At 68.8% G+C, this 18,613-nt stretch carries 18 protein-coding genes; 10 read left to right on the top strand and 8 right to left on the bottom strand.

Features of this window, described 5'->3' with window-relative positions; genetic code table 11:
* The first annotated feature begins 108 nt into the window (after positions 1 to 108).
* Complete coding sequence (locus tag AC1RS9_RS06995) at positions 109 to 1,248, top strand: DUF475 domain-containing protein (RefSeq protein ID WP_006944707.1); 1,140 nt, start codon at positions 109 to 111, stop codon at positions 1,246 to 1,248.
* A 50-nt stretch (positions 1,249 to 1,298) separates the two neighbouring features.
* Here AC1RS9_RS06995 and AC1RS9_RS06990 read toward each other — a convergent pair whose 3' ends face one another.
* From AC1RS9_RS06990 to AC1RS9_RS06980, 3 genes are read right to left on the bottom strand one after another with little or no spacing between them, the layout of a single operon-like run.
* Positions 1,299 to 2,171 carry a hypothetical protein gene (locus AC1RS9_RS06990; protein WP_492920951.1) on the bottom strand — a complete coding sequence of 291 codons (873 nt, stop codon included), beginning with the start codon at positions 2,169 to 2,171 and terminating at the stop codon, positions 1,299 to 1,301.
* Positions 2,168 to 2,713 (bottom strand): TerD family protein, encoded by a 546-nt coding sequence (locus AC1RS9_RS06985; protein ID WP_492920949.1) that lies wholly within the window; start codon positions 2,711 to 2,713, stop codon positions 2,168 to 2,170. Before AC1RS9_RS06985 ends, AC1RS9_RS06990 begins: the two co-directional genes overlap by 4 nt.
* Entirely contained in the window at positions 2,706 to 3,089 is a 384-nt protein-coding gene (locus AC1RS9_RS06980; protein WP_492920947.1) for a hypothetical protein, read from the bottom strand. Before AC1RS9_RS06980 ends, AC1RS9_RS06985 begins: the two co-directional genes overlap by 8 nt.
* A 245-nt stretch (positions 3,090 to 3,334) precedes the next feature.
* Here AC1RS9_RS06980 and AC1RS9_RS06975 point away from each other — a divergent pair, with 245 nt between their 5' ends.
* On the top strand, positions 3,335 to 3,919 hold the full coding sequence (locus AC1RS9_RS06975; RefSeq protein ID WP_165584334.1) for a TerD family protein: 585 nt from the start codon (positions 3,335 to 3,337) through the stop codon (positions 3,917 to 3,919).
* Between the two features lie 66 nt (positions 3,920 to 3,985).
* Positions 3,986 to 4,564, top strand: a complete 579-nt coding sequence (locus AC1RS9_RS06970; protein WP_038566204.1) for a TerD family protein — start codon at positions 3,986 to 3,988, stop codon at positions 4,562 to 4,564.
* Positions 4,565 to 4,626: 62 nt separating this feature from the next.
* Here the strand turns inward: AC1RS9_RS06970 and AC1RS9_RS06965 are convergent, their stop codons facing one another.
* Entirely contained in the window at positions 4,627 to 6,168 is a 1,542-nt protein-coding gene (locus AC1RS9_RS06965) for a TerD family protein (RefSeq protein WP_492920944.1), read from the bottom strand.
* 98 nt (positions 6,169 to 6,266) lie between these two features.
* Here AC1RS9_RS06965 and AC1RS9_RS06960 point away from each other — a divergent pair, with 98 nt between their 5' ends.
* The 6 genes from AC1RS9_RS06960 to AC1RS9_RS06935 all read left to right on the top strand — a co-directional run bounded on the left by AC1RS9_RS06960 (position 6,267) and on the right by AC1RS9_RS06935 (position 13,978).
* Positions 6,267 to 7,517 carry an HpcH/HpaI aldolase/citrate lyase family protein gene (locus AC1RS9_RS06960; protein WP_074041091.1) on the top strand — a complete coding sequence of 417 codons (1,251 nt, stop codon included), beginning with the start codon at positions 6,267 to 6,269 and terminating at the stop codon, positions 7,515 to 7,517.
* Between the two features lie 14 nt (positions 7,518 to 7,531).
* Complete coding sequence (locus AC1RS9_RS06955; RefSeq protein WP_492920941.1) at positions 7,532 to 10,237, top strand: phosphoribosyltransferase; 2,706 nt, start codon at positions 7,532 to 7,534, stop codon at positions 10,235 to 10,237.
* Entirely contained in the window at positions 10,234 to 11,127 is an 894-nt protein-coding gene (locus AC1RS9_RS06950; protein ID WP_492920939.1) for an HAD family hydrolase, read from the top strand. The genes AC1RS9_RS06955 and AC1RS9_RS06950 overlap by 4 nt, the downstream gene beginning before the upstream one ends.
* A 118-nt stretch (positions 11,128 to 11,245) precedes the next feature.
* The gene (locus tag AC1RS9_RS06945) at positions 11,246 to 11,929 is read left to right on the top strand and encodes a prepilin peptidase (protein WP_074041089.1); all 684 of its coding nucleotides are present in this window, start codon (positions 11,246 to 11,248) and stop codon (positions 11,927 to 11,929) included.
* 323 nt (positions 11,930 to 12,252) lie between these two features.
* Positions 12,253 to 12,822, top strand: coding sequence for a PadR family transcriptional regulator (locus AC1RS9_RS06940; protein ID WP_074041088.1), 570 nt, complete (start codon positions 12,253 to 12,255; stop codon positions 12,820 to 12,822).
* A gap of 64 nt (positions 12,823 to 12,886) precedes the next feature.
* Entirely contained in the window at positions 12,887 to 13,978 is a 1,092-nt protein-coding gene (locus tag AC1RS9_RS06935) for an inositol-3-phosphate synthase (protein ID WP_074041087.1), read from the top strand.
* 405 nt (positions 13,979 to 14,383) lie between these two features.
* On the opposite strand, the gene AC1RS9_RS06930 is transcribed toward AC1RS9_RS06935, so the two are convergent.
* The 3 genes from AC1RS9_RS06930 to AC1RS9_RS06920 all read right to left on the bottom strand — a co-directional run bounded on the left by AC1RS9_RS06930 (position 14,384) and on the right by AC1RS9_RS06920 (position 16,210).
* Positions 14,384 to 14,965 carry a YdhK family protein gene (locus AC1RS9_RS06930; protein WP_006944735.1) on the bottom strand — a complete coding sequence of 194 codons (582 nt, stop codon included), beginning with the start codon at positions 14,963 to 14,965 and terminating at the stop codon, positions 14,384 to 14,386.
* An 80-nt stretch (positions 14,966 to 15,045) separates the two neighbouring features.
* Positions 15,046 to 15,600 carry a DUF4396 domain-containing protein gene (locus AC1RS9_RS06925; protein WP_051805412.1) on the bottom strand — a complete coding sequence of 185 codons (555 nt, stop codon included), beginning with the start codon at positions 15,598 to 15,600 and terminating at the stop codon, positions 15,046 to 15,048.
* A 151-nt stretch (positions 15,601 to 15,751) separates the two neighbouring features.
* Positions 15,752 to 16,210 (bottom strand): hypothetical protein, encoded by a 459-nt coding sequence (locus tag AC1RS9_RS06920; RefSeq protein ID WP_435575449.1) that lies wholly within the window; start codon positions 16,208 to 16,210, stop codon positions 15,752 to 15,754.
* Between AC1RS9_RS06920 and AC1RS9_RS06915 the strand changes: the two genes are divergently transcribed.
* Positions 16,209 to 17,258, top strand: coding sequence for an NAD(P)-dependent alcohol dehydrogenase (locus tag AC1RS9_RS06915; RefSeq protein WP_038569929.1), 1,050 nt, complete (start codon positions 16,209 to 16,211; stop codon positions 17,256 to 17,258). The two genes, AC1RS9_RS06920 and AC1RS9_RS06915, sit on opposite strands and share 2 nt — an antisense overlap.
* Before the next feature lie 308 nt (positions 17,259 to 17,566).
* Here the strand turns inward: AC1RS9_RS06915 and AC1RS9_RS06910 are convergent, their stop codons facing one another.
* Entirely contained in the window at positions 17,567 to 18,556 is a 990-nt protein-coding gene (locus tag AC1RS9_RS06910; RefSeq protein WP_040014517.1) for a GTP pyrophosphokinase, read from the bottom strand.
* Positions 18,557 to 18,613 lie beyond the last annotated feature (57 nt).

Genomic DNA, 18,613 nt, shown 5'->3' with positions numbered 1-18,613 from the left:
GCTCCGTCGTGCCGCGGACGTTCCCCGTCGCTGCGCGGCTAGGCTGAGCGATGACCCCGCAGCCCGTGCCGATGTCGCCGGGCGCGTCCCCTTCGGAAACGGATCCTCATGCTCCTCAAGACGTTCGGATGGTCCGCCGCCATCACGATCGCCGGCCTGGTCGGCGGCTTCCTGATCGGTGGGCCCTCCGGCCTCGCCATCGTCGCCATCCTCATCGTGCTCGAGGTCTCCCTGAGCTTCGACAATGCCGTCGTCAACGCGACCATCCTCAAACGGATGAACGCCTTCTGGCAGAAAATCTTCCTGACGGTCGGCATCCTCATCGCCGTCTTCGGCATGCGCCTGGTCTTCCCCCTGCTCATCGTGTGCCTGACGGGTCACGTCGGGCCGATGGAGGCCATCGACCTGGCCATCAAGGGCGGCGACCAGGAGACCCCCGGCACATACGCGCACATGCTCCACGATGCGCACCCGAGCATCGCCGCGTTCGGCGGCATGTTCCTGCTGATGCTGTTCCTCGACTTCGTCTTCGAGAAGCGCGACCTGCAGTGGCTGCGCCCCATCGAGCGTCCCCTCGCCAAGATCGGCAAGCTCGATCAGCTCTCCGTCGTCGTCGCGCTGCTCGTGCTCGCCGTCGTGTCGCAGACGCTCGCGAAGGAGCCCGGCACCGTCCTGTTCTCCGGCATCCTCGGCCTCATGACGTACCTGCTCGTCGGCGGTCTCGGTGACCTGTTCGAGAGCCAGGGCGAGGATGACGACGACGCTGCGGCAGGCGATGACGACGCTGAGCGCAGCGTCGCCACGAAGGCCGGCGACACTGCGGCGCAGGCACCCGCGTCGAAGGGTGTTGGCACCACGGCGGGCAAGGCGGCGTTCTTCCTGTTCATGTACCTCGAGGTGCTCGACGCGTCGTTCTCGTTCGACGGTGTCATCGGCGCGTTCGCCATCAGCCAGGACATCTTCATCATCGCGCTCGGCCTCGGCGTCGGGGCGATGTGGATCCGGTCGCTGACGGTGTACCTCGTGCGTCAGGGCACGCTCGACGATTACGCCTACCTCGAGCACGGCGCGATGTGGGCCATCGGAGCGCTGGCCGCGATCCTGCTCATCAGCATCAAGCACGAGGTGCCGGAGGTCGTCACCGGGCTCATCGGTGTCGGCTTCATCGGCGCTGCCTACCTCAGCTCTCTGGTGCGCAACAAGCGCATCGAGGCGGCCGGCGGTCAGGTCGAGCACCTGGGCGGCTGAGCCCTCACGAACAGCGCGCGGCCACTCGTCCTGATGGGGACGGGTGGCCGTCAGCGTCCCGCGCGCACGAACGTCGCCGCATCGTGGCCGTAGGCAGCGGCCACGGGCCCGAGGTCGCCGGAGCTGGGGTCGTGCTCGTCGAGCAGGACGACGAACTCGTCGACCCCGACGAGGCTGAGGCGGGGCCAGACGCCGTAACTCGTGCCTGCGGGCAGGCGGCACTCGACGCGCGTCGAACCGTTCGCCACGATGATGCTCGACTCGGGCAGCTCGACGCCGCGCGCGGTGCCCGTGCAGATGAGCACGCGATCGAGGCCGGGGAGCAGATCGATGACGAACTCGTCGCCGCGCGGGTCGACGGTGGAGCCGTCGACGAGCGCAAGAAGGTCGCGGCCCTCACCGGTGAGCGACCACGAGATCGTCAGGGCGCCGTAACCGGAGGCGAGACGGTCGAGGGTGATCGCGCCGTCGAGCTGCGTCGTCGTCCCGCCTGTCATCTCGAGGCCGCGAGGTGCGTCGTGGCACACGCGCGCGGGCGGGAACGACGCCGGCGTGCGGGAGGCGCCGGCAGGCCCGGGCGGGCTGCCGGCCGACGTAGAACGGTGGCCCGCCGCTGGCGGACTGACGGCAGGGGCGCCCGTCGTGGCCGGTGCTGACGCAGTGCTCACCGGCGTCACGGACGGCGCCTCGAGAGGGTTGGGTCGCGCGGTGTGGACCCACAGCCAGGGACGCGCGCCACTCGTCGTCGGCGAGGACGCGCTCGGTGAGGCGGCGGGCTGCGCCTGCCCCGCCTCGGACGCCGGGCCCAGGGTCGACGGGCCCGTGGTCGATGGGGGCGCGGAGATCCCGGGCGGCGCGAGCGTCGGGCCGTCCGGCGTGCCCGTGCCGGCCGCCGAGGGCGGACGCAGGAAGCCGTCACTCATGCCGGCAGGCCGAACTGCGCGAGGCCCGCGTCGAGTCCTCCGTCGAAGCCCTGGCCGTTGACCTTGACCTTCCACTCACTGCCGCGGCGGTACACCTCGACGGCGATGAGCGCGGTGACGTTGCCGGCGCCCTTGGCGAGGTCGACGGAGCGGGTGATGGGCGTGCCCTTCTCCGCGTCGGTGACGACGGCGCGCAGCGAGCGCAGCTGCGACAGGGAGCGGCGCGCGGCGCCGGGGCGCGGGTGGATGAAGACGATGACGGCGACGCGCCCGACGTCGGCGGGGACGGCGTCGAGGTCGATCTCGACGACGCCGTTCGAGGCGCCGAGGCGGGTCGACTGCTCGGGTGAGGTGGGTTGGTTGCCGAACACGACGTGGCTGCGTCCGGGCAGTTTCTCGTCGACGAGGGGGAGCGCGGCGACGCCGAGACGTTCGTCGAGGACGTTCTCGCGTCCGGCGTCCCATTCGAGGCTGATGCGCAGCAGGCGCAGGCCGGGGACCTCGCGCAGTGAGACGTTGGCGCCGGGGACGAGATCAGACATGGAACGAACCGTACTTGTCCTCGAGGAAGCTGCCCTGGATGAGGAACGCGTCGCGCGCCGCTTCGATGGAGCGCGCGGCGGCCTTGGACGCGGCGACCTCGAGCGTCGCGAGCTGTTCGACGAGGAGTTCGTCGGCGTTGGGCATGGTGCGGGCTGCGAGGTAGGCGTTGATCGTGTCGGGCAGGTGGGTCGTCGCCACGCGTTCGAGGGTGATGCGGGAGCCGACGTCGAGCAGGTGAGCCGACGGGTCCGCGACGACGTCGTCGAGGTGCTGGGCGATGGTGCGCGCGAGGATGTAGGCGCGGTTGGGGATCCGGCCGGATTCGCGGCGCAGGAACTGCAGCAGCGTGACGTTGCCGGCGGCGATCGCCTCCACCGAGCCGGGCTCGGGGGCGGATGGGGCCGCTGGGGCTGCTGAGGACGATGCGCGCTCGCCGAGCCGATCGAACAAGCCCATCGTCACGGCCTCCCCTGGCTTCGTCGGTGCGTTCGAGTGTTCGCACAGAGCGTACTGCTGCAACCTTCGCAACGTCTCGTGCGTTGGTAGTGTCACGAGCAAGGGCCGAGACCTGCGTCACGCTGGTCGCGGCCACCGGAGCATCAGGTGATCAAGGAGCAGTCATGGCTGTCAGCCTCGCCAAGGGCGGAAACGTCTCACTCACCAAGGAGGCCGGGCCCGCCGGTCTCACCGACGTCGTCGTGGGTCTCGGATGGGACGCGCGGACGACGACGGGCACGGAATTCGACCTCGACGGTTCGGCGATCGTCGTCGACGCGTCGGGCAAGGTCATCGACGACGGTTTCTTCGTCTTCTACGGCAACCTCGCGAGCCCGGACGGCACCGTCCAGCACACCGGTGACAACCTCACCGGTGAGGGCGAGGGCGACGACGAGCAGATCAAGATCGGCCTGTCGGGCCTGCCGCCGCAGGCCGACCGGGTCGTCGTCGCGGTGTCGATCTACGATGCGGAGACGCGCCAGCAGACCTTCGGGCAGGTGCGCAACGCGTTCATGCGTGTGATGAACGCGGCTGGCGGCTCGGAGCTCGCGCGCTACGACCTGACGGAGGACGCCTCGACCGAGACGGCGATGATCTTCGGCGAGGTCTACCGCAACAACGACGAGTGGAAGTTCCGCGCCGTCGGCCAGGGGTACTCGAACGGCCTCGCGGGCATCGCGCGCGACTTCGGCGTCAACGTCGGCTGACGCGTCGCGTCCGGCTCGATCTCGACGCACGTTCCGTACGACTCACATCGAACGAGGAGAAATCTCATGGGTGTTTCGCTCTCCAAGGGTGGCAATGTCTCCCTGACGAAGATGGCCCCGTCCCTGCAGGCCATCACGGTCGGCCTCGGCTGGGACGTGCGCACCACGACCGGCGCCGACTTCGACCTCGACGCCTCGGCGCTGCTGCTCGGCGCTGACGGCCGCGTCATCGACGACCAGCACTTCGTCTTCTTCAACAACCTCCGCAGCCCTGACGGTGCCGTCGAGCACACCGGTGACAACCTCACCGGTGAGGGCGAGGGCGACGACGAGTCGATCAACGTCGACCTGTCGACGCTCTCGCAGAACGTCGAGCGCGTCGTCGTCGCGGTGTCGATCTACGAGGCGCCGCAGCGCGGGCAGAGCTTCGGGCAGGTGGCGAACGCGTTCATCCGCGTCGTCAACCGCGCTGACGGCGCCGAGCTCGCGCGCTATGACCTGACGGAGGATGCCTCGACGGAGACGGCGATGATCTTCGGTGAGGTCTACCGCAACAACGGCGAGTGGAAGTTCCGCGCCGTCGGCCAGGGCTACGCCGACGGTCTCGCGGGCATCGCGCGCGACTTCGGCGTCAACGTCGGCTGAGCAGTTCCTGCGACGTGTGAGGGGTGAGGGCTTTCGGGCCCTCACCCCTCACACGTGTGTCGTCACAGTCCGAGCATCTGCGCGGCCGGCTTGACGAGCTTCTTGACGGTACGGCCGTTGGCGAACTGGCCGATGGCGCGCATGTCCCACGTGCCCTGCGGAGTGCGGCTCAGCGCTGCGATGACGACACCCGTCGCGCGATCCGACTCGCTGAGCGAGAACCGCACGAGTTCGGCACCCGACTGCGCATCGACGAGGCGGGCGTAGGCGTTGCGCACGTCCGTGAACTTCTGCCCCGAGTAGCTGTTGATCGTGAACGCCAGGTGCATGACGGTGGGCGGAATCGCCGTCAGGTCGAGCGTGATGACCTCGTCGTCACCGTCGCCCTTGCCGGTGAGGTTGTCACCGAGATGCACGATCGCGCCGCCGAACTCCTTCTTGTGCATGAACCAGACGATCTCCAGCTCACGCCCGTTCGCGTCGAAGGCGATGACGGACGCATCGAGGTCGATGTTGCGTCCGCGCTTTGCCGGATCCCACCCGAGACCCATGAACACGCGACTCATCGGCGGCGCGCCCGTCTTCGTCAGGCTGACGCGATCACCCTTGCGCAGGCTCACATGGCCCTTGTCGAGGTTGACGACCGACGGCGCGGCCTGAGTGGCCGGCGCGGCCAGGGGCATCTGAGGCGGCGCCATCTGGGGAGGCGCCATCTGGGGAGGCGGTGCCATCTGCGGCGAGGGCACCTGCTGCGGAGCCTGCTGGTGGTGCGGAGGCTGCAGGGGTTCGTACTGCGGGGCCTGGGGCTGGTGGGGTGGCTGCAGCGGCGCCTGCTGTGGAAGCGGGGCCTGAAGCGGAGCTTGGGGCTGGTGGGGCGGCTGCAGGGGGGCCTGCTGCGGTGCCGACGGCTGCTGTGGAGGCTGTAGCGGCGCGGGCGTCGGGGACACCGGCGCCGCGTACGGCTGGCTCGTGTCGCTGCCTGGCTGCTCGCCCTGCGAGGGCTCGGCAGGCCGGAGCGCCGGTGCCGGGGCTGGAGCCGACGCAGGGGTGGCAGCCGGCGCCGTTGACGACGAGGGTTGTTCGGGGGCGTCGTCGACGCTGATGCCGAAGTCGGTGGCGAGGCCGGCGAGACCGGAATCCCAGCCCTGGCCGACGGCGCGGAACTTCCAGGCGCCGGCGCGTCGGTACAGTTCGCCGGCGACGAGGGCGGTCTCGCTCGTCGCGCCCATGTCGCCGAACTGGGCGACGACCTGGCCGCTCGTCGCATCGTCGACGCGCACGGTGAGGCCGGGCACCTGCGAGAACGGGCCGCCGTCAGCGCTGAGGACGACGACGATGCGTTCGACGACGTCCTCGACGCCCGTGAGATGGGCTTCGACAGACGCGGATCCGGGCGAGGAGGGGCCGAGACGCACGGCGCCCGACGCGTGCTGCGGGGCGTTGTAGAACACGAAGTCCGAGTCGTCACGGACCTTGCCGGTGGCGGTGACGAGCAGGGTGGACAGGTCGACGGTCGGCGCCTGGGGTGCCGCCGTCCAGGTGACGACGATGTTGACGGCATCGCTGGGGACGGCGACGTTGGCGCCCTTGGTGAGCTGGGTCATGTCTCGATCCTCACATGCCGTGGCGTCCCGTTGGCGGATGACGGGCGTCGACGGGGCAGACTTGGGCGCAGGCACACCGACGTCAGGGAGGGCATGCGGTGCAGCACTATTCCCATCTCGACGAATCGACCCGCGAGGCCATCTTCGCGAGCCCGCCTCGTTCTTTCTCGGCGCGTGATGACGCGCAGCACGTCGGTTCGGGTCTCGGGGCGAGCCTCTACATGCCCGGTACGCGCCCGCAGCTCGCCGATGACGTCGTCACGCATCACGCGCGTGGTCTCGTCAGCACCGTGTGGTGCCTCGAGGATTCGATCTCCGAGAGCGAGGTGCCGGCGGCGCAGGCCAACATCGTCACGCACCTCGCGGCGCTCGCGGCGCGGTTTCCGACGCCTGACGACGTCGCCGCGGCGCTGCCGCTGATCTTCGTCCGGGTGCGCACGCCGCAGCAGTTGCGCGACCTCGCCACCCTCGTGAACGAGGGGCCAGGCGGCGAATCAACCTGGAGTTCAGCGGTGTTGGCGGGTTTCGTCATGCCGAAGTTCACAGGCGCGAACGCGCCGGCCTACTTCGACGCTCTCGCGGAGGCGAGCGCGCTCGCGGGCTATCGCCTGCTCGCAATGCCCGTCGTCGAGACGCCCGGCCTGCTTCATCGGGAGACGCGCGGCGGCCTGCTGGTGGCTGTCTCGACGCTGCTCGCACCCCATCGCGACGTCGTCGCCTGCGTGCGCATCGGTGGTACCGACCTGGGCGCCGCGCTCGGGCTGCGTCGCCCGCGCGAGCTGACGATCTACAACATCGGGCCCGTCGCGGACGTGGTGTACGACATCGTCAACGTGTTCGGCCGCACCGACGGCACCGGCTTTCCGATCTCCGGGCCCGTCTGGGAGTACTTCGCCAACTCGCGCCGCCTGTTCAAACCGCAGCTGCGCGAGACCCCGTTCCGTGCGCTCGAGCATGACGACATCCGTGAGGAGTTGCTCGAGGAGAACCTCGACGGCCTCGTACGCGAACTCGCACTGGATCGGGCGAACGGGCTCACGGGCAAGACGATCATCCACCCCCAGCACGTCGGCATCGTGCACGCGCTGAGCGTCGTCTCCAGCGAGGAGCACGCCGACGCCGTCGACATCCTCTCCAAGCATGCGAGCGGTGGTGGGGTGCAGGCCTCCAGCGCCGGCAACAAGATGAACGAAGCCGGCCCGCATCGGGGGTGGGCGGAGCGCACGATGACGCGCGCCGAACTGTTCGGTGTCGCGCGGCCCGGTCTGGGCATGGTCGACTTCCTCCTCGCGCACGTCGAGGCCCTCTCGGGTCGTGGCGCGGGCAACCCAGCCGGTGAGCAGGCATGACGAAGGAGCACCCCATGACGACGACGTGGCCGGGCGAGTGGGTCGCCGAACGCCTCGGTGCCGACCTGCGCACGACGCAGGCGCTGCCGGGGCTCGATCTGCACGACCTCGTCGGGCTCGCGGTGCGACGCAACCCTCGTCGCGCACACTTGCTCGTCTCGAACGTCCTCGGCAAGCACGTGCCTGTCGACCCGCAGATCGTGCGCGGCAGTGGCCGGGCGCTCGGCGAGCTGGTGCGTCGGGTTCTCGACGCAGGAGCGGCGGTTGGTAGCAGTGACGCGGGAAGCGACGACTCGGGTGCGCAGGGCCTTGACGTCGTCGATGGTGCTCTCGCACGCGTAGGACAGGCGCTGCACGAGGCTCACCGGGCTCCTGACGACGCGCGGGTGGTCGATGAATTCACTTGCGCCGTCGACTCGTTCGTCGATCTGCAGCACTCACCTGCATGCGTCGTCATGGGGTTCGCCGAGACGGCGACGGCGCTCGGCCAGTGCGTCGCGGATGCGCTGCGGGCGCCGGCGATCCATTCGACGCGACGCCCCGTCGCCGGGTTCACGCCCGTCGGCGCCTTCGAGGAGGAGCACTCGCACGCCACCAGCCATCTCGTCCTGCCTTCGGACGACGGCTTCTTCGCGCGGCGTTCTGCTGGGCGCGTCGTGCCGCTCGTCCTCGTCGACGACGAACTGTCGACGGGCCGCACAGTGCTCAACACCATCGCCGCGCTGCACGAGAGCCTGCCGCGCGAGCGCTACGTCGTCGCGACGCTCGTCGACATGCGCAACGCGAAGGATCGCGCGGCGATGGCCACCCGCGCCGCTGAGCTCGGCGTGCAGATCGACGTCGTCTCGCTCGCGGCCGGTCACCTCGACCTGCCGAGCGACGTGCTCGAGCGCGGGCAGCGGCTCGTCGAGCAGGTGGAGTCGCGCGCGAGCGTCCTGAGAGATGCCGGCCCGGAGCAGGGGCCCGAGTCGAAGGCTGCGTGGGCATCGGGGCGCGCCCATGTCTCGACGGCCGCACCGAATGCTGCCCGGGGAACCATCACCGAGGTCGACGTGCCGTGGCCGCCCCGCACCCCGTTGACGGGGCGTCACGGGGTGACGCCTGCGCAGCTCGCCCCCCTGACCGCGACGCTTCCGGAGGCGGCGACCGTCGTCGCACAGGCTCTGCCCTACGGCGATGGTGAGGTGCTCGTCCTCGGCACCGAAGAGCTGATGGACGCGCCGCTGCGTCTGGCATGCGCGCTGCGCGAACGCGGTGTCGCCACGCGGTTCTCGACGACCACCCGCTCGCCCGTACTCGCCGTGGACGACCCCGGTTATGCCATCCGCAACGCGCTGACGTTCCCGGCCTTCGATGACCCGGCCGACGGTGACGGCCCGCGTTTCACGTACAACGTTTCACGTGAAACACCGTGGCGGGCGATCGTCCTGTGCGTCGACCCGCCGAGCCTGATGCCGCAGCTGCACGCCCCGGATGGCGTCATCGAGGCGCTCGCGGCCAGTACGGACTGCGTCGTCGTCGCGCGGCTGCCCGAACCGGCGACGGCCCCGGCGCGCGAACTCGTCGGCCCGACGTTTGGTTCGTACGCGCCCGAGGAGGTGACGTGGCTGCTCGAAGATCTGTCCGGCGTCACGCTCGAGGCGCCGACCGAGGAACGCGAGGAAGCCATCCAGTCCGGCGGCGCGCACTATGCCGAGAGCCTGCCCGTCGAGTACCAACCGGACGCGGCCTACGGACAGCTGTTCCGTGATGCGCTGGAGATGTCGAAGGCCCGGGTGGCTGCTGCGGTCGCCGCCGTCACCGAGCTCGCGCTCGCAGAGCGCGGCGATGACCTCGTCCTCGTTTCCCTCGCCCGGGCCGGCACTCCCGTGGGGGTGCTCATGAAGCGTTGGGCCCGTCAGGCGCGCGGGCTCGACGTGTCGCACTATGCCGTCTCGATCGTGCGCGGGCGCGGCATCGACACGGTGGCGCTCGATCACATCGTGGCGCGGCACGATGCGTCTTCGGTGCTGTTCGTCGACGGCTGGACGGGCAAGGGCGCGATCAGCCGCGAACTCGTCGCGGCGCTCGCCGAGTACGAGCAAGCCACGGGGGTGCAGTTGGATCCGACGCTCGCCGTGCTCGCCGACACCGGGTCGTGCACGACGATGTGGGGCACGCGTGATGACTTCCTCATCCCCTCCGCCTGCCTCAACTCGACCGTCTCCGGTCTCGTGTCACGCACCGTGCTCAACGACGCTCTGATCGGGCCCGGCCAGTTCCATGGGGCCAAGTTCTACGCCGAACTCGCGCCGCACGACGTGTCGGGACTCTTCGTCGACGCCGTCACGGGAGCATTCCCGCCGGCCGCGGACGCCGACGACATCCGCGCCGAGGCGCAGGCGCGATGCGCGGCGGAGCCACCCCGGTGGACGGGGTGGGCCACCGTCGAGAAGCTCGCCGAGGAGTTCGGCATCGGCAGCGTCAACCTCGTCAAACCGGGCGTCGGCGAAACGACCCGCGTGTTGCTGCGCCGGGTGCCCTGGAAGATCCTCGTCGCGCCCGGCTTCGGCGAGGATCTGCGCCACATCGAGGCGCTCGCCGCGGCGCGTGGCGTGCCGGTCGAGGAGTATCCCGGCCTCGACTACAGCTGCGTCGGCCTCATCCACCCGCGCTTCACCCGCGGGGCGACCGGCGATGACGGCACCTCGGCCACACGCGACCCGAAGGAGCAAGCATGACGACGCATCCCGTCTCGATGCCGATGACGGACGAGCTGCGCGCCCTCGTCGCGGCCTACGCGGACGCCGCGCCGCCCCGGCCCTCAGGCGGGGACGCCATCGTCGCGTGCGACCTCGACCGGACGCTCGTCTACTCCGCGAAGGCGCTCGCACTCGCCGGCGCTGACGCCGACGCACCCGTCCTGCTCGTGGCGGAGGTGTACGACAAGCTGCCGTTGTCGTATCTGACGGTCGACGCCGTCGCGCTCGTGCAGGAGATGCATCGCGTGGCGACGTTCGTGCCGTCGACGACGCGGACGCGTGCGCAGTACGAGCGCATCCGGCTGCCGATCGACCCGCAGTACGCCGTCACGACGAACGGAGGGTTCCTGCTCGTCGACGGCGTCAGCGACGAGGACTACCACCGTGCCGTCCTCGGCGAGCTCGACGGCTCGTGCGCGCCTCTCGCCGAGATCCGCGAGCACCTCGAGGCGATCGCCGATCCGGGGTGGCTGCGCAAGCTGCGCGACGCCGAGGGCATGTTCGCCTACCTCGTCGTGGAGCGCGCCGAGTTGCCGGCGTCGGTGGTGCGCGACCTGACGGGGTGGGCGGGTGAGCGCGGCTGGGAGGTGTCGCTGCAGGGCCGCAAGCTGTACGTCGTGCCGCGGCCGCTGCGCAAGTCGCGAGGCCTGGCGGAGGTGCGGCGTCGCACGGGTTCGACGTTCACGGCCGCGGCGGGCGATTCGCTGCTCGACACGGACCTGTTGACGTCCGTCGACGCCCCCGTCCGTCCGCGCCACGGGGAGCTCGACGATCTCGACTGGACGTGCCCGGGCCTGCAGGTGACGACGGCGTCCGGCGTCCTCGGTGGCCGCGAGGTATGTGCGCGGCTGCTCGCGGCGGTGCGGTGACGCGCGCTCGTTTCGCAGGGCCCACCCGGCCAGTCTCGTCGCCGGTCTCGTGCCTGGCGCGGGAAACTGCTCGATCGGCAACGGCGCCCGATGCCTGTTGCGCTGACATGATCGACGCATGCTGCTGCCCGTGACCGGTGTCACGCTCTTCCTCCTCGGTGCGTTGACGCTCGGTGCGCGCGAGGTCGTCGCCGCAGGCCATCGTCAGGGCGTCACCTACCGCGCGCCGGCGCTCGCACGCCTCGACATCGTGTGGCTGGCAGCGTCGACGCTCGCCGTCGTGCTCATGGGTGCGGCGATGCAGGTGTGGTGGGGTACGCGGCCCGGCCTCGTGCTGACGCTCGTACTCGTCGCGCCCACCCTCGTCAGGCTCGCCGTCATCGATCTCGACGTCCATCGCCTGCCCAACGCGCTGACGTTGCGCGCGGCGGGCGTCGTCGCGGGCGGTCTCGTGCTGGCGGGTCTTGTCGACGCACACCGCTCCGGCACGACGGTCTTCGACGCTGACGCCGCCCACCGCGCCATCGCTGGTGCCGTCGCGCTGGGCGTGTGCTACCTCGCTCTCGCGTTGCTCGGCGGCGGCTCCGGCATGGGGCTCGGCGACGTGAAACTCGCCCCGACGCTCGGCGCGCTGCTCGCCTGGGCAGGGTGGGACGTGTGGCTCACCGGCGCGTTCGCGGCGTTCCTGCTCGGCGGTGCATGGGGCGTCGTGCTGCTCGCGCGCGGCAGGGGACGGCAGGCGCGCATGCCGTTCGGCCCGTTCATGATCGCCGGCGCCCTCGTCGCCCTCGCGCTGGCCTGACGCGCGCCCTCACGGACGGCAAAGGGTCGCGCGGAAGGCTCACGCCAGGGCGTCCTCGCGGCCCGGGGACCTACTCCGGTCAGTCGGCGTGGCGCGCAGATCCTCCGGCGTGGCGCTGTGCCGACGGGTGGCGCTGGCCTCTCGTCGTCCCCACCCGTTCCGAAGAAGTTTGCCGCGTTTCGATATCTCGACTCGATACATCTGTTAGGAATGTCTCTGAGCGTTCACCCGCTCGTCATTTCCGTGTGGCGCGTCCGTTTGAAAAACTGGGCATTCGTGTCGCGCGGTGCGGCGCAGACTGTTTCGAGGCGAAGGAGAGTGGCATGTCACGTCGTGGCACGGTGCTCGAGTTCGCCGTCCTCGGTCTGCTGCATGAGGCGCCCCTGCACGGGTACGAGCTGCGCAAGCGGCTCACCGGTGTGCTCGGTGCGTTTCGTGTCGTGAGCTACGGGTCGCTGTATCCGTGTCTCGCGAAGCTGTCCCGCAAGGGCCTCATCTCCGAGAGCGCGTCGTTCGCTCCCGGCGGTCGGCGCCCTCGCATCACGTACGAGATCACCGACGAGGGTCGGGATCATTTCGCGGATCAGTTGTCGCGCTCCGGCCCGGCATCGTGGGACGACGAGAACTTCGACGTGCACTTCGCCTTCTTCTCGCGCGCGAGCGCAGAGGTGCGCCTGCGCATCCTCGAGGGGCGACGTCTGCGGTTGCAGGAGCGTCTCGAGCGCTCCCGCGAGCAGGCGATGGACAGCCGCAGCACACGCGATTCGTACATTGCGGAGCTGTTCCGTCATGACATCGAGTCGACGGAGCGTGAGGTGCGTTGGGTGAACGAACTCATCGAGATCGAGCGGAAGGCTGCTGCCGATCCGCGCCCCCTCGCCTCCGAGACCTGACGATTCGGGCGGCGCTCGCGTCGTCCGTCAGGACCGAAGGCTCGTCCACAACGGAGTGAGTTCCATGGGAAATATTCGCGTCGCCATCGTCGGCGTCGGCAACTGCGCGAGTTCGCTCGTGCAGGGTGTCGAGTACTACAAGAACGCGTCCGCTGACGCACACGTGCCGGGTCTCATGCACGTCACGTTCGGCGACTACCACGTCGGTGACGTCGAGTTCGTCGCGGCGTTCGACGTCGACGCGAAGAAGGTCGGGTTCGACCTGTCGGAGGCGATCAACAACTCCGAGAACAACACGATCAAGATCGCGGACGTGCCGCCGACGGGCGTCATCGTGCAGCGCGGGCACACCCTCGACGGTGTCGGCAAGTACTACGCCATGACGATCGACGAGTCGGACGCGGAGCCCGTCGACGTCGTGCAGGCGCTCAAGGACGCGCAGGTCGACGTCCTCGTCAGCTACCTGCCCGTCGGTTCGGAGGGCGCCGACAAGTTCTACGCTCAGTGCGCGATCGACGCGGGTGTAGCGTTCGTCAACGCGCTGCCCGTCTTCATCGCGTCCGACCCGGAGTGGGCGAAGAAGTTCGAGGACGCGGGCGTGCCGATCATCGGTGACGACATCAAGAGCCAGGTCGGCGCGACGATCACGCACCGCGTCATGGCGAAGCTGTTCGAGGACCGCGGTGTCGCGCTGGATCGCACGTACCAGCTCAACGTCGGCGGCAACATGGACTTCAAGAACATGCTCGAGCGTGAGCGCCTCGAGTCGAAGAAGGTGTCGAAGACGCAGGCGGTGACGTCGAACCTCTCCGGTTCGCTCGCCGGCAAGATCGACGACAAGAACGTGCACATCGGCCCGTCCGACTATGTCGCGTGGCTCGACGACCGCAAGTGGGCGTACGTGCGCCTCGAGGGCCGCGCGTTCGGTGACGTGCCGCTCAACCTGGAGTACAAGCTCGAGGTGTGGGACTCGCCGAACTCGGCCGGCATCATCATCGACGCCATCCGCGCCGCGAAGATCGCCAAGGACCGTGGTGTCGGCGGCCCGCTGCTGTCCGCGTCGAGCTACCTCATGAAGAGCCCGCCCGAGCAGCGCGAGGACACCGTGGGCCGCGAGATGTTGGAGGCCTTCATCCGCGGTGATGAAGAGCGCTGACGATCAAGCGAGCGGAGGTAGGACCGCAGCGAAGCGAGGATCCTGCCGAAGTGAGCGTTGAGGAAGCGCTCAGAAGAGGAAGAGCGCTGAGTCGGCATCGATGTCGCGCCGTCCGGCGACCTGAACGGGTTGACGAGTTGAGGGCCGAAACTCTGCACTGCAGGGTTTCGGCCCTCAACTCATGGCTTGGGGTCTAAAACTCTGCATTGCTGAGGTTCAGACCCCACGGGTGGGTAGTCTGCGCACGCACCCGGCCGCGCGACACCCCGCGTCGGCCGGTCGAAAGGGCCCGGCGCGTTGCTCGTCACGCTCGTCGGAACGTCGCTGGGCGTCGCAACCCTGCACGCGACGAGTTGTGCGTTCACGCGAGGGCGCAGCCGGGCCGGCGCAACGATCGGTGCGACCTCAACGAGACTTCATCTCGTCCTCCACCACCCACTTGTGGTTCTTCATCGTCATTCCGTCGGCCGTGTAGTCGACCATGTACACCGTCTGAGTGGTGGACGACGCGATGGTGCCCTCGGCGCCCTGCATGCCGTCCATGTGGTCAGCTGTGATGGTGACGGCTTCCCCGTCGGCGAGGTGTTTTGTGCCGGCGCTCTTCAGCTCTTGCTGCACGACCCACTTGTGGTTCTTGACCATCGCACCGCCGGTGGTGGGCTGGTAGTTCACCGCATATGTGGCGGTGCGGTAGGCCCCGACGACGGTCGCGGGGGCATTTTTCATGCCGTCCATGTGATCGGTCGTCAGCGTGACCCTGCTGCCCACCGGGAATCTCGGGTTCTTCGCCGGGGTCATGTCCGCCGGGGCCGGGCCGCCGTCCATCTCGTGCATGTGACCATGGCCGGAGGAGGCCGACGTCGACGTGGCCGCGGCCGACGTCGGCATGCCTGAGTGCGAGGAATGGTCGCTGCCGGAGGAACATGCGGTGCCGGCGCCCAATGCCACGGCGGCGGCCGCAGTGGCGGCCAGATTTCGACGGTTCATGAGGTGCGGCCTTTCGCTTCGGGGGCGTGTTCGACGAACATAGCGGACGTCCCTCTGAGTTCTGTCAGAGCGGCGTGGGTTCACAGCAGTGTGCCGAGCGATGCCACGGCGCCGCCGAGGAGGAACGCGGTGATGGCGTACGCCAGGGGCTTGTTGTCCATCGCTGCACCGCTGGCGTGGTGAGTGATCGCGTGCCCTCTGCCCTGGCGCAGCAAGTGCTTGTTCACCGGGTAGGCGGCGACGTAGGCCGCGACGAGAGCCACCGCCATCGAGACCCAGAACAGCAGGTCCATCAACCGTGCGTCCATCGCACCCGGTACGAGCCACATGACGAGGTTGTCGACGAGCTCCATCGTGGCGATCGAGACGGTGTCCGCTGCGAGGACGAGCAGGAGCGCCTGCTTGGCGGGGATGCCTGAGCGCAGCAGCGGTGTCGCTGACAGCGTGTACCCGAAGACGAACGCGAGGGCTATCGCGACGGCCGTGCTGAGGCCGTTGCCCCATCCCAGGGCCGTTGCGGCGATGAGCCCGACGATCTCGCCGATGGCGCATCCGGTGAGGCAGTGCAGCGTGGCCGACGCAGCCATCGACGACATGTCATGACCTGAGCCGTGATGGTGTTCGTGTTCGCTCATGTCAGGCGCAACGCCAATACCCCTAGGGGGTATTCCATGGCTGCTGGGAGGTTTCACTGCACCTACTGGACGGAGAGCGTCCGTCGTCGACCTCGTCGTTGTCGTCGAGTTGAGGGCCGAAATCCCGCATGGCAGAGTTTCGGCCCTCAACTCACGGCTCGAGGGCTGAAACCCCGCATTGCGGAATTTCAGACCTCAGCGGTTTCAGGCGCCCTGACCGGCGGTCGGCGCGGCGCGCCAGCAGGACTGGGGTCTGCTGGAATCGGCCCTGGCTCGGCCGCAAGCGGTGGTCTTCGGGGAGGATGTCTACCCGGGGATCCTGATGAAGGCAGCCGCACTCGTCCATTCCCTGGCCAAGAATCGCGCGTTGGTCGACGGCAACAAGCGGACGGCGCTCGGTGCGCTCTGGCTGTTCCTCGCCCTCAACGGGACTCATCTCGTCGGCAGCGATGACGAACGATATGAATTCATGGTCGACGTCGCTGCCGGGAGTCTCGACGACGTCGGCGTGATCGCCGAACGCCTTCGTGACCTCACGGAACCCATGTGAGACGGCGCTCGCCGACGTGACAATGCTTCTCACTCCGCGTCGGCGTAGCGTCAGCATCATGACTACGACTGTTGCCTGCTACCAGGCCATTGCCGCCGACAAGCCCCTCGAGCCCGGCACCGTCGAGCGCCGCGACCTGCGCCCCGACGACATCCGCATCGAGATCGAGTACGCCGGAATCTGCCACTCCGACATCCACACCGTCCGCGGCGAGTGGGGCCCGGTGAATTACCCCATGGTGACCGGCCACGAGATCGTCGGCCGCGTCGCCGAGATCGGTTCCGACGTCACCGAGTTCAAGGTCGGCGACCGTGCCGGTGTCGGTTGCCTCGTCGACTCGTGCCGTGAGTGCGAATGGTGCAAGAAGGGCGAGGAGAACAACTGCCCGAACGCCGTCGGTACCTACAACGGCATCGACCGTCACGACGGGCGCCCGACCGCCGGTGGTTACTCGCAGGCCATCGTCGTCTCCGAGGCGTTCGCCCTCCACATCCCCGAGAACCTCGACGCCGCCGCCGTCACGCCACTGCTGTGCGCCGGCATCACCACCTACTCGCCGCTGCGCACCTGGGGCGTCACCGAAGGCTCCAAGGTCGCCGTCGTCGGCATGGGCGGTCTCGGCCACGTGGCCGTCAAGCTGGCCAAGGCAATGGGCGCCGAGGTGACCGTCATCAGCCAGACGCGCTCCAAGGAAGAGGACGGCCGCAAGTACGGCGCCACCGAATGGATCGCGACGAAGGAGAACCCCGACGCGCTCAAGGAGCACAAGGGCCAGTTCGACGTCATCATCAACACCGTCTCCGCCCACATCGACGTGCGCGCCTACATGGCGACACTGCGCCCCCACGGCGCGATGGTGCTGCTCGGCCTGCCGACCGAAGCCCTCGAAGTCAACGCCGGCAACCTCATCGGCGGCCGCAAGTCCCTCACCGGCTCCAACATCGGCGGCATCCGCGAGACGCAGGAAATGCTCGACTTCTGCGCCGAACACGGCGTCACTGCCGAGATCGAACTCATCAACGCCGACCAGATCAACGAAGCCTACGACCGCGTCGTGAACTCCGACGTCCGCTACCGCTTCGTCATCGACGCCAAGACGTTCGCCTGATCCCTCGGCCCGTCTTCCGGGTGGCGCGGATCCTGAGCTCGCAAGCTCGCCCAGGATCGCCGCGCCGCCTCGGTGCGACAGGCCTTCGGGCGGAACGACGAGAGCCGCCTCGACCGCACACCTCGCAGGCTCGGTGTTCGGCCGGGGCGGCTCTCGTCATCCCGAGTCCGCGTCGCGGGTGGTCGGGGCTGCGGGTCTCTGAGCCTGGAGATGGAGCGTTGCGGGGTTGGACGTCGTCGGCGCTGCGTCACCCCTTGTCCCTCACTGGGTGAGCGCCTCGGTGCGCATCACTCGGCTCACACGCCTGCTCAATCTCCGACGCGGCCCAACCGTTGCAAGCGGCCGCGAAGAGAATCGCGACGTTCTTCGTTCGCCGGTAGCTCGACGAAACGCTCGCGGTAACGCGCGAGGAGGTCGTCCTCGAGCCGGCGCACGGCACCGGGCTGGTGACGGTAGCCCATCGAACGTGAGATGCGTTCCGAGTCGACGGATTTCAGCTCGTCAGCCAGCATCGGGATCGACGTCACCTCGAGCTCCGTCAACCAGTTCGCGGCCTCGACGTACGCCTCCGGCCGGGCGAAGCCCGATGTTTCGTACCGGCCCGCGAGGAACGACGCGAGCTCGCGGGCGTCGACGCGCAACCCGTCCTCGAACCGGCCCTCACCCTGCTGCGAGAGGCCACTCGACAACGTGTCGCGAATGACGGAGAACTCACGGTCGGCGAGCTCGATGAGCCCCGCCGCCAACGTGAAACGACGATCCAGCTCATGCGCGAACTCCGCCGGCACGTCACCCTTGTACCGCGCGTCGTGCTCGAATTCCGCCCACGCGTGCTGCAGCACTGTGCGCAACTGCACCGACATGCACTGCGCCGCGTCGTACGCCGTCGCCGACGGATCGTTCGAGATCAGCATGTGACGACTCGCGTAGCCGAACCGTCCCTCGCTCGCCGTCTCACGACCCATGTCGCGATCCTCGAGCACCGTGAAGTTCTCCGCGAGCAACTGTGCGACGGGCTCGATGTCGCTGTGCACGTACGTGATGATGCGGACGCCGACCTGATCGGTGATGTCGAGCGCCGGATCGAAATCGGTGTGCCCCAACTCGCTCGCACGTCGAGCGACCTTGTCCGAGAACGATGCCGGCGACTTCGCGCGCCCCGTGATCGACAGATAGTTGATGCCGGCGTCGTCGATGATCGAACGCACCTTGCGCACCATGTCGTCCGTACGCCGCCGCGTGCGGGGATAGCGGGAGGTGTACGTCGCCATCGCGCGTTCCAGAGACCGTCGGCTCATGAAGAGCATCCAAACAGATGCAGCCCGCGCACGTCACCTGCCGGCAGCGCCCCGCGG

The sequence above is a fragment of the Dermacoccus sp. MPR-E5 genome (genome assembly GCF_058809565.1).
Note: the sequence above shows the minus strand (reverse complement) of the source record. Positions and strands in the feature narration are given on the sequence as shown.